Source organism: Dietzia sp. CQ4 (assembly GCF_014145125.1).
Taxonomy (GTDB): Bacteria; Actinomycetota; Actinomycetes; order Mycobacteriales; family Mycobacteriaceae; genus Dietzia; species Dietzia natronolimnaea.
On the sequence record NZ_JAALDZ010000227.1, the window covers coordinates 1 to 10,307 of the forward strand.

General features: G+C 70.8%; 9 protein-coding genes, 1 tRNA gene and 1 pseudogene. 6 read left to right on the forward strand and 5 right to left on the reverse strand.

What is annotated here, in order from left to right; translation table 11 throughout:
• From G6031_RS12930 to G6031_RS12940, 3 genes are all read right to left on the reverse strand, one after another.
• On the reverse strand, positions 1–733 hold a 733-nt coding region (locus G6031_RS12930; RefSeq protein WP_182653472.1), incomplete at its 3' end, for an MBL fold metallo-hydrolase.
• Between the two features lie 9 nt (positions 734–742).
• Positions 743–1,222: a RidA family protein gene (locus G6031_RS12935; protein WP_182653473.1), complete on the reverse strand. Its 480-nt coding sequence runs from the start codon at positions 1,220–1,222 to the stop codon at positions 743–745.
• Entirely contained in the window at positions 1,222–1,392 is a 171-nt protein-coding gene (locus tag G6031_RS12940; RefSeq protein WP_179524409.1) for a DUF4177 domain-containing protein, read from the reverse strand. The genes G6031_RS12935 and G6031_RS12940 overlap by 1 nt, the downstream gene beginning before the upstream one ends.
• A 65-nt stretch (positions 1,393–1,457) precedes the next feature.
• On the opposite strand from G6031_RS12940, the gene G6031_RS12945 reads away from it, so the two are divergent.
• Together G6031_RS12945 and G6031_RS12950 are read left to right on the forward strand one after the other, a co-directional pair.
• Positions 1,458–2,534 carry an ArsA-related P-loop ATPase gene (locus G6031_RS12945; RefSeq protein WP_241730491.1) on the forward strand — a complete coding sequence of 359 codons (1,077 nt, stop codon included), beginning with the start codon at positions 1,458–1,460 and terminating at the stop codon, positions 2,532–2,534.
• Position 2,535: 1 nt separating this feature from the next.
• Positions 2,536–3,642: an ArsA family ATPase gene (locus tag G6031_RS12950; protein WP_179524408.1), complete on the forward strand. Its 1,107-nt coding sequence runs from the start codon at positions 2,536–2,538 to the stop codon at positions 3,640–3,642.
• A gap of 126 nt (positions 3,643–3,768) precedes the next feature.
• On the opposite strand, the gene G6031_RS12955 is transcribed toward G6031_RS12950, so the two are convergent.
• Entirely contained in the window at positions 3,769–4,146 is a 378-nt protein-coding gene (locus G6031_RS12955) for a WhiB family transcriptional regulator (protein WP_170114850.1), read from the reverse strand.
• 270 nt (positions 4,147–4,416) lie between these two features.
• Here G6031_RS12955 and G6031_RS12960 point away from each other — a divergent pair, with 270 nt between their 5' ends.
• From G6031_RS12960 to G6031_RS12975, 4 genes are all read left to right on the forward strand, one after another.
• Entirely contained in the window at positions 4,417–6,801 is a 2,385-nt protein-coding gene (locus tag G6031_RS12960) for a transglycosylase domain-containing protein (protein WP_182653475.1), read from the forward strand.
• Positions 6,802–6,848: 47 nt separating this feature from the next.
• Entirely contained in the window at positions 6,849–7,835 is a 987-nt protein-coding gene (locus G6031_RS12965; protein WP_182609467.1) for a metallophosphoesterase, read from the forward strand.
• A 69-nt stretch (positions 7,836–7,904) separates the two neighbouring features.
• Positions 7,905–7,978 (forward strand) — tRNA-Pro (locus G6031_RS12970).
• A gap of 118 nt (positions 7,979–8,096) precedes the next feature.
• The gene (locus tag G6031_RS12975; RefSeq protein WP_182653474.1) at positions 8,097–10,178 is read left to right on the forward strand and encodes an acyl-CoA dehydrogenase; all 2,082 of its coding nucleotides are present in this window, start codon (positions 8,097–8,099) and stop codon (positions 10,176–10,178) included.
• Here the strand turns inward: G6031_RS12975 and G6031_RS18675 are convergent.
• Positions 10,117–10,307: pseudogene (locus tag G6031_RS18675) on the reverse strand (hypothetical protein); the annotation flags it as partial. The gene G6031_RS12975 and the pseudogene G6031_RS18675 sit on opposite strands and share 62 nt — an antisense overlap.

Genomic DNA, 10,307 nt, shown 5'->3' on the forward strand with positions numbered 1-10,307 from the left:
CGGCGGACGCGCCGGGGCCCAGCTCGGTGCGGGCGGCGACGATCTGGTCGAGCCGGTCCCGCCGGTGTCGGGCGAGCACCTGGGCCGCGCGCGCGGTGTTCTCCACGTCCGGCCCGTGCCCGGGGACACCCACGACGCCGTCGGCGCGGGCGGCCAGCAGGTCGAGGCTCTCCAGGTAGTCGCCCAGATCGCCGTCGGTCGAGTCCAGGACCGTCGAATCGCGGCCCAGGATCGTGTCGCCGAGTACCACGCAGTCCGCCGGCGCGGTGAACCCCGCACCCGCGGGCCGCACCTCGAGGCTGATCGAGTCCGCGGTGTGCCCCGGAGTGGCCAGCACGATGATGTCCAACCCGGCGGCGTGGATCTCCTCGCCGTCGACCAGTGGCCCGGCGTCGCGGCAGTACCGCTCCCCGACCGCTCGGAACGGCGCGCCGGTCAGCGCGCGGAGGTGGTCGATCCCGTCGGTGTGGTCCCCGTGGCGATGGGTGACGACGACGAGCTCGATCTCCCCCACGATGGCGGCGATCCGCTCGGCGTGCGCGCGGTCGTCCGGTCCGGGATCCACCACCACGGCGGTGGGCGATCCCGGGGCCCGCAACACGACCGTGTTGGTCCCCTCGAAGGTCATCTCCGAAGGGTTGTCGCAGAGGATCACCCCGGCCAGGTCGGTGACGGGGCGCAGCGTCTCGTACGCGGGGAACGTGATCGGGGCCAGACCGCCGGACGTCGCCATGGTCCGTCCCTAGCCCTCGACCTCGACGATGAGCTCGACCTCGACGGGGGCGTCGAGCGGCAGCTCCGACACCCCGACGGCGGAGCGTGCGTGGACGCCGGCGTCGCCGAAGACCTCACCCAGCAGGTCCGAGGCGCCGTTGATCACCGCGGGCTGGGCGTTGAAGCCCGGCGCCGAGGCGACGAACCCGACGACCTTGACGATCCGCACGACGGAGTCGATGCCCACCAGGCCGTCGACCGCGGCGAGCGCGTTGAGGGCGCAGGTCCGGGCGAGACCGGCGGCGACCTCCGGACTGACCGCGGCTCCGACCTTGCCCGTCGCGGCGAGGGAGCCGTCGACCATCGGCAGCTGACCGGAGGTGTAGACGTACGCCCCCGTCCGCACGGCGGGGACGTAGTTGGCCAGCGGGGGGACCACGGTCGGCAGGTCGATCCCCAGCTGTTCCAGCTTTCGGGTCCAGTAGCCGCCGCCCTCGCCCTCCGACATCAGAGCCGGCGCTTGAGGTAGGCGACGTGCTGCTCGCCGGTGGGCCCGGGCAGCACGGACACGAGCTCCCAGCCGTCACTGCCCCACTGGTCGAGGATCTGCTTGGTGGCGTGGGTGAGCAGCGGGACGGTCGCGTACTCGAACCGGGCTGCGGAGGTGGATTCGCTCATGCCCCCACTCTAGGGAAGTCGAGAGCAGCCCGCGCGCTCTGGTGGAACCGCTTAGTGTGGAACGCATGCCGTCCACCGACAATCCAGGAACGCAGGCGACTCGAACTCAGGGGACACAGTCGACGAGGGCGACCATCGCCGACCAGCTGTCCACCGGCTGGTCCGACTCCTCCGCCCGCGCAGACCTCCACTACGTCTCCGGGAAGGGGGGAACGGGCAAGACCACGGTCGCCACCTCGCTCGCGCTGGCACTGGCCTCCACCGGCAAGCGTGTGTTGCTGGTCGAGGTGGAGGAGCGCCAGGGAATCTCCCGGATCTTCGACCGCGCCCCGCTGCCGTACCGCGAGGAGCTCGTGGCCCGGGTGGACGGTGGCGGCAAGGTGTTCGCGCTGGCCATCGACATCGAGGCCGCGATGCTCGACTACCTCGACACCTTCTACCACCTCGGGGTGGTGGGCAAGGTGATGAAGTCGGTGGGCGCGATCGAGTTCGCGACCACCATCGCCCCCGGCCTCAAGGACGTGCTCCTGACCGGCAAGATCTACGAGGTCGTCACGCGCCAGCACGCCAAGAAGGAGGTCGTGTACGACGCCGTGGTGGTGGACGCCCCGCCCACGGGCCGAATCGGCAAGTTCCTCGACGTGACCACCGCGATGGCCGACCTGGCCGCCGGCGGTCCCATCCGCCGCCAGGCCGATGCCGTCTCCGAGCTGGTCCACTCCCCCCAGACGGTCGTCCACCTGGTCACCCTGCTCGAGTCGCTGCCGGTCCAGGAGACCATCGAGGCGATCGAGGAGCTGCGTTCGCACGACCTGCGGGTCGGCCAGGTGATCATCAACCGGGCCGAGACCAGGCACCTCGACGACGCCGCGCTCCAGCGGATCGCCGAGGAGGACATCGATGCGGAGGCGGTGCTGGCCGGGCTCGAGGAGACCGGCGTGGAGCTCGACGACGAGGGCCTGCAGGGGCTCCTGGTGGAGGCCATCGAACACGCCCGCGTCGCCCGCGGCCAGCTCGCGGCCGGCGAGACCCTGACCTCGTCCGGCTGCCCGACCCTCGTGCTGCCGGCCCTGCCCAACGGCGTCGAGGTCGCCGACCTGTACGACCTCGCCTCCGCCCTCGCCGATCAGGGAGTGCACTGACATGACTCGTCGTCTCGACATCACCGGAATGCTCACCGACCCCGCGACCCGTGTCGTGGTCTGCACCGGCGCCGGCGGCGTGGGCAAGACCACCACCGCCGCCGCGGTGGCCCTGCGCGCGGCCGAGCTCGGCCGCGACACCGTGGTGCTCACCATCGACCCGGCCCGGCGCCTCGCGCAGGCGCTGGGCATCGACAGCCTCTCCAACGAGCCGTCCCGGGTGGACCTGGGACCCGAGCACGCGGATTCGGACGGGTCGCTGCACGCGATGATGCTCGACATGCGTCGCACGTTCGACGAGCTGGTCACCGCCAACACCACGCCCGAGAAGGCGCAGTCCATCCTGGACAACCACTTCTACAAGACCATGGTCACCTCCTTCGCCGGCACGCAGGAGTACATGGCCATGGAGAAGCTGGGCCAGTTGCTCGACGACTCGACGTGGGACCTCGTCGTCGTCGACACCCCTCCCTCCCGCAACGCCCTCGACTTCCTCGACGCCCCGCGCCGACTGGGCGCGTTCATGGACAGCCGTCTCATGCGGGTGTTCGCGGCGCCCGGTCGCGGGGTCGGCCGGTTGATGACCGGCGCCATGAGCACGGCGATGCGGGGGGTCTCGGCCGTCGTCGGCTCGTCCATGCTCAAGGACGCCTCCGAGATGGTCGTGGCGCTGGACTCCACGTTCGGTGGATTCGCCACCCGGGCTTCGCGCACCCAGGCGATCCTGCGCCGCAAGGGCACCGAGTTCCTGGTGGTCTCGTCCGCGGAACGGCCCGCCCTGCGCGAGGCCGCGTTCTTCGCCGAGCGGCTCTCGGAGGAGGAGATGCCGCTCGCGGGGGTCGTGATCAACCGCACCCACCCCCGACTGACCGACCTCACGGCCGAGCAGGCGTGTGCTGCGGCCGACCGGTTGGCGGGGAACCCGGAGGCCGAGGCGGTGCTGCGGATCCACGCCGACCGGGCCGGCACTGCCAAGCAGGAGGTCCGCCTGCTGGAGTCGTTCACCGACACCCATCCGGACGTGCGGATCGTGGGCGTGCCGTCGTTGCCGTTCGAGATCTCCAACCTGGAGGCCCTGCGCTCGGTCGGCGACCAGCTCTGCGGGTGACCAGCTCTGCGGATGACCAGAGCGGTCGGACGGTCATCCGGGTGACCGGACCCGGTGATACGACGCGACCCGCGGCGGGTGCCGCGGGTCGCGTCGGTGTCGGGGTACGGGGCCGATCAGGTGACGTCAGTAGATGACGGTGTGCCGCTCGATCTGCTGGGCGAAGAAGTCGGCCCAGGACCGTACCTCGGGATGCTGCTTGAGCAGAGCGCGGCGCTGACGCTCGGTCATCCCGCCCCAGACCCCGAACTCGACGCGGTTGTCCAACGCGTCGGCCCGGCACTGCAGGAGGACCGGGCAGTGGCGACAGATGGAGGCCGCCTTGCGCTGCGCGGCGCCGCGGACGAAGAGCTCGTCCGGGTCGATGTCCTTACACCGGGCCTGGGCGACCCATTCCTGGCGCCCCTCCCCGATGATCGTCTCCTCGGACCCGAGGGGATTGCTTGAACCGGGGCGGACCCCGGCGTCGTCGGTGCGGGAGGTCCCGGGAAGGGTGGCCGTCATCGATGTACCCCTGTCTGTGTGGAGTCGCGGACGGGTTGCCGTACACGCCTCCGGCCTTCTGGACCCACCCGGCGCGGCGGGCCCACGGTGTCCACGGGAGCCTCTCGGCCGTGAGTGCCGTCGGACCACGACATCATCCGGGTTCGAAACGTCCCGCGTTCCCTCATATTGTTACCGTAGTCACACAACAGAAGTAAAGAGTCGTGTGCTGCGGACGCCTCACGGGGTGGCGGGACAGGGGTGTTCACGTACTCTGGCCCCGTGTCGGCTATGAGTTCGCTGGGAAAGCTGGTCGCGACCTGTGTCGCGGCCGGGGTGGTGGCGGCCGGGTCGTTGTTCCCGATCGCCGGGGCGGCGGGGCTGGCCTCCAACAAGATGGCGGACTCGCTCTCCGGGACCTCGGCGGACCTGATCAAGGGTGATCTGCCGTCCATCTCCACGGTCACCGACTCCGAGGGCACGCCCATCGCCTGGTTGTACGACCAGCAGCGGGTGGTGGTCCCGAGCGAGGAGATCTCGCAGAACATGAAGCTGGCGATCATCGCGATCGAGGACCGCCGGTTCGCCGACCACAACGGCGTGGACTGGCGGGGCACGATCCGCGCGGCGCTCACCAACGCCACGTCCGGGGACGTGCAGCAGGGCGCCTCGACGATCGATCAGCAGCTGGTCAAGAACTACCAGTTCCTCGTCTCCGCGGAGAACGACGCGGAACGCCGCGCGGCCGTGGAGACCACACCGGCGCGCAAGATCAAAGAGATCCGGATGGCGCTCACGCTGGACAGCGAGATGAGCAAGGACGACATCCTCAGCAAGTACCTCAACCTGATCTCGTTCGGCAACGGTTCCTTCGGGGTCCAGACCGCGGCCCAGACCTACTTCGGCGTCGACGCCTCGGAACTCACCGTGCCGCAGTCCGCCATGCTCGCGGGGATGATCCAGTCCACCAGCATGTTCAACCCGTACGCCAACCCGGAGGACACCAAGAACCGCCGCGACACCGTCATCGACACCATGGTCCAGACCGGCGCGATCACGCCGGCCGAGGGCGCGGCCTACGCGGCCGAACCCCTCGGTGTGCTGGAGCGGCCCAACTCGCTGCCCCGTGGCTGCATCACCGCCGGTGACCGGGGGTTCTTCTGCGACTACGTGCTGGACTACCTGGACCAGAACGGCCTGAGCCGGGAGATGGTCCAGCAGGGCGGGTACACCATCCGCACCACCCTCGACCCGACCGTCCACGACTCGGTGCAGCGGTCGCTCAACACCTACGGCAACCCGACGGGCCAGGGCGTGGCCGAGGTCATGAGTGTCGTGCGGCCCGGCCGGGAGTCCCACAAGGTCGTGGCGATCGCCTCGAGCCGCCAGTACGGCCTCGAACTGGGCGACAGCCAGACCGTCCAGCCGCAGCCGTTCTCGCTGGTCGGCGACGGCGGGGGGTCGGTGTTCAAGGTCTTCACGGTGGCCGCGGCCATGGAGAAGGGCATGGGCACCAACACCAGCCTGGCCGTCCCGCGCCGCGTCCAGGTCTCGGGCCTGGGCGCCGGCGGCGCGCGCGGGTGCCCGCCCGCCCAGTACTGCGTGGAGAACGCCGGGTCGTACCCGAGTTCCCTGTCCGTCGCGGACGCGCTCGCGCAGTCGCCCAACACGACCTTCGTGAACCTCATCAAGGACGTGGGGGTCGCCCCCACCGTGGACATGGCGGTGCGGCTCGGTATGCGGTCGTACGACCGCAAGGGGACCGCGGCGGACGGCGACTCGATCGCCGGGTTCATCAAGAAGAACAACCTGGGGTCGTTCACCCTCGGGCCCACGGCCGTCAACGCTCTGGAACTGTCCAACGTCGGCGCCACCCTCGCCTCCGGCGGGATGTGGTGCCCGCCGAGCCCCGTCGAGTCGATCACCGACCGCACCGGCAAGCCGGTCGAGCTGAGCGAGCCGGGGTGTGAGCAGGTGGTCGAGCCGGGGCTGGCGGACACGCTCTCGGTGGCCCTGTCCAAGGACCACGTGGGGGCCGGCACCGCCGCGGGCGCCGCGGGGGCCGCGGGGTGGAGCCTCCCCATGTCGGGCAAGACGGGGACGACCGAGGCCAACCGCTCCTCCGCGTTCCTCGGCTTCACCAACCACTACTCCGCCGCCGTCTACGCCTTCAACGACGGCACCACCACCAGCGAGCTGTGCACCAGCCCGCTGCGGCAGTGCTCGTACGGCAATCTCTTCGGCGGTCTCGAGCCGGCCAACACCTGGTTCTCCGCGTTCGCCCCGATCGCCCAGATCTACGGCCCGGTCCAGCTGCCCGCGCCGGATCCCGCGTTCCAGGCGGGCACGAGCGGGGCGGGGACTCCCGATGTCGAGGGGATGAGCCAGTCGGCGGCCACCTCCCTGCTCACCGGAGCCGGATTCGTCGTCAACACGCAGTTCGTGTCCGGTACCGGACGCCCCTACGGGACGGTCGTGGGACTCGACGGCGGGACCGGGATCCCCGGATCCCAGATCACCCTCCGCGTCTCCGACGGTTCGGGCGGCGGTGGCGGTGCCGCGGCGCGGGGCACCGACGGCCAGGGCGCGTCCGGACCGGGGGCCGCGATCGGCGACGAGCCCGTCGTCCTCAACGTCCCCGGGCTCGCGCCGATCACCATCTCGCCCCCGAGGTAGTCGCCGCGGCCGGGGAGGGTTCCCGCAACCGCCGGTAGAGTGAAACGATGCAACGCCCCTCACGTCGGCCCCAGAGCACCCCGTCGAGTCCCTCCGCCCGCGCGGCGGCCGTCCTCGCGGGGGCGGTCGTGGCCGGGACCGTCTACGCCTCGGGGTGGGAGCGCAACGCGTTCACCGTCCGACGCCACTCGCTCCCCCTGCTCGCGCCGGGGTCGGAGCCCCTCAAGATCCTGCACATCTCGGATCTGCACATGATGCCCGGCCAGAAGCGCAAGCAGGACTTCCTCGCGGCACTGGCGCGGCTGGAGCCGGACCTGGTGCTCAACACCGGCGACAACCTGTCGGACGTGCGCGCGGTGCCGTCGGTCGTGCAGGCGCTCGGCCCGCTGCTCGGCCGGCCCGGGGCGTTCGTCTTCGGCTCCAACGACTACTACGCCCCGGTGCCCAAGAACCCCCTGTCCTACCTCGGGATCGGCCGGAAGAAGCACTCGTCCGTCCCGCTGCCGTGGCGCGACCTCAAGGCGGCGTTCTCCGAGCGGGGCTGGGTGGACGCCACCCACCGGCGCGCGGAGATCGTCGTGGACGGCCGGCGCGTCCTGGTGGCGGGCGTCGACGACCCCCACATCGGTCGCGACCGCTACAGCGAGATCGAGGGACCCGCCGGGCCGGCGTTCGACCTGCGGATCGGTCTGGTCCACTCCCCGGAGCCCCGGGTACTGGACCGTTTCGACGCCGACGGGTACGACCTCGCGGTGGCGGGCCACACCCACGGCGGACAGCTCTGCCTGCCCACGGGGGCGATCGTCACCAACTGCGGCATCGACCGCTCGCGGGCGCAGGGCCTGTCCGCGTGGGGCCGGAACCTGGTCCTGCACGTGTCCGCCGGACTCGGGACCTCGCCGTACGTGCCGGTCCGGACGTTCTGCAGGCCCGAGGCCACGCTTCTCGAGCTGGTCGCCGGACCCGGCGGTGGCGGAGACGACGCGACGGTGCCGGAGACGCCGCTGCGCGAACGGGTGCCGCTGCCGGCCTGACCCGGTTTCGCGAATCACCCCGGTTTCGCGAATCACCCGGCGGGGCGCTAGAGTATCCCTCGTTGTCACCGGGGTGTGGCGCAGCTTGGTAGCGCGCTTCGTTCGGGACGAAGAGGTCGTGGGTTCGAATCCCGCCACCCCGACAATGCGAGGTCCCGGGCCGTTCACGGTCCGGGACCTCGGTCATTTGCGTCCCCTGACGGTCCGATTCCGGCCGCGCTACCGGTGCACTTCGGCGTGGACGATCCGTAGAGTCGTGTCATGACCTCCCAGACCGACGTCCAGAACGCCGCGGCCCCGGGGGCGGCAGCCCCCCAGACGACCCACACGGGCCATCCCCACTACGGCCGCATCACCACCACCGGTCAGGGGGACCCCGCCCTCGCCGCCGGGCTCCAGAAGGTCCTCGACGGCCGCTGGGCGGACGCGCGCCAGATGACGCGCGAGGCCATGACCCCGGACATGCTCAACCCGATCGGGGTCACCATGGAGGAGCACCGCGCCCACGTGCTCCACCAGATGAGGCGCCTGGCCGACTCGGGCATGCCCGGGCTGGGGTTCCGCACCGAGGACGGCGGCACCGGGGACACCGGTGGGGCGTTGACCTCCTTCGAGATGCTCGGTCACCTCGATCTGTCCCTCATGGTCAAGGCCGGCGTGCAGTGGGGCCTGTTCGGCGGGGCGATCGCGAATCTCGGCGACGCCGAGACGCGTGGGAAGTACCTGCCGGGCGTCATGTCCCTGGACCTGATGGGCTGCTTCGCCATGACCGAACTCGGCGGCGGGTCGGATGTGCAGAACCTCGAGACCACCGCCACCTTCGACACGGAGACCGGCGAGTTCGTCGTCCACTCCCCCACTCCGAGTTCCGAGAAGTGGTACATCGGCAACGCGGCCCGCGACGGTTCCATGGCCGCGGTGTTCGCGCAGCTCATCACCCACGCCGACAGCGGTGAGGAGCTCCGCCACGGGGTCCACTGCCTGTTGGTGCCGATCCGGGACGAGGACGGGAACGACCTGCCGGGGGTCACGACGACCGACCACGGGCACAAGGGCGGACTGCTCGGCGTGGACAACGGCAAGATCATGTTCGACCACGTGCGTGTCCCCCGTGAGGCGCTCCTCGACCGGTTCGGTGCGGTCGACGCCGACGGACAGTACTCGTCGCCCATCGACTCCGTCGGTGCCCGCTTCTTCACCATGCTCGGCACGCTGATCCGCGGCCGTGTCTCGGTGGGCGCGGCCGCCGGTGCCGCGGCCCGGACCTCACTCGCGCTGGCGGTGCGGTATTCGCTGATCCGCCGCCAGTTCGACCACCCCGCGACGGGCAAGGGCATCCCGCTGCTGGAGTACCGCGAGCACCAGCGTCGTCTGATGCCGCGGGTGGCCCGGGCGTACGCCTACGCGTGCGCCCAGAACGCGATCGTCGCCGAGCTCCACGACTTCGAGAAGAACCCGGAGGCGTTCGACGCCGAGCGGCGCCGCGAGATGGAGTCCCACGCCGCGGGGATCAAGGCCACCGTGACGGGCTTCGCCAACGACACCATCATCGAGGCCCGTCTGGCCTGCGGTGGGGCCGGGTACATGGCCGAGAACCTGCTCACCGAGATGCGCAGGGACTGCGACGTCTTCTCGACGTTCGAGGGCGACAACGTGGTGCTGACGCAGTTGGTGGCCAAAGAGCTGCTCGGAGCCTACGCCGCGGAGTTCGGGGACATGGACCAGCGCGAGACCGTGGCCTTCGCCCTCACCACCGCGGTGGACGTGGTGCAGGAGAAGGCCCGGGCGTCGACGCTGTGGCAGAAGCTCATCGACACGGTGACGGACCGGGAGAACACGGACCTGCTCGACCGCGCCAACCAGCTGGAACTGCTGGTGGACCGCGAGGAGCACCTGTTGGAGACGGTCGCCCGCCGCCTGCGCAAGGCCCAGGGCGAGGACGGCTCGGCGGCGTTCAAGGTGTTCAACTCGGCGCAGGACCACATGCTGCAGGCCGGGCGCGCGCACATGGACAGCTGGGTGTTCGCCCGCTTCGCCGAGGCCGTGGACGCCTGCGAGGACCCCGAGGCCAAGGAGGTCCTGGGAACGCTGTGCGACCTCTACGTCCTGGACATCGTGGACCGCGACAAGGGGTGGTTCCTCGAGCACAACCGCCTGACGACCGAGCGCACCAAGGCCGCGACCGCCGCCCGCAACCGCCTGTGCACCAAGCTCGCGGGCAAGGCGCGGACCCTGGTGGACGCCTTCGCGATCCCCGAGTTCGTCTTCGACGTCCCGATGCTCACCGACGGCGGGGTGGACGCCCCCCTCGAGACCACGTCGGGAGCCGACGAGCGCGGTTGACGGGCCGCTGACCGCAGATCCCGGCCGCCACCGCGGCGCACAGGGCCACCGCGGCCAGCACCGCGGCGGCCGTCCACGCCACGGTGGGGGAACCACCCAGCAGGACCGCGTCGAGGGCTGCGGTGGCCT

What these genes read in the sequence shown, in the direction of transcription:
- G6031_RS12935 (WP_182653473.1), bottom strand. Translation starts at nt 1,222, where the DNA reads ATGTCGGAGGGCGAGGGCGGCGGCTACTGGACCCGAAAGCTGGAACAG.
- G6031_RS12940 (WP_179524409.1), bottom strand. Translation starts at nt 1,392, where the DNA reads ATGAGCGAATCCACCTCCGCAGCCCGGTTCGAGTACGCGACCGTCCCG.
- G6031_RS12945 (WP_241730491.1), top strand. Translation starts at nt 1,458, where the DNA reads ATGCCGTCCACCGACAATCCAGGAACGCAGGCGACTCGAACTCAGGGG.
- G6031_RS12950 (WP_179524408.1), top strand. Translation starts at nt 2,536, where the DNA reads ATGACTCGTCGTCTCGACATCACCGGAATGCTCACCGACCCCGCGACC.
- G6031_RS12955 (WP_170114850.1), bottom strand. Translation starts at nt 4,146, where the DNA reads ATGACGGCCACCCTTCCCGGGACCTCCCGCACCGACGACGCCGGGGTC.
- G6031_RS12960 (WP_182653475.1), top strand. Translation starts at nt 4,417, where the DNA reads ATGAGTTCGCTGGGAAAGCTGGTCGCGACCTGTGTCGCGGCCGGGGTG.
- G6031_RS12965 (WP_182609467.1), top strand. Translation starts at nt 6,849, where the DNA reads ATGCAACGCCCCTCACGTCGGCCCCAGAGCACCCCGTCGAGTCCCTCC.
- G6031_RS12975 (WP_182653474.1), top strand. Translation starts at nt 8,097, where the DNA reads ATGACCTCCCAGACCGACGTCCAGAACGCCGCGGCCCCGGGGGCGGCA.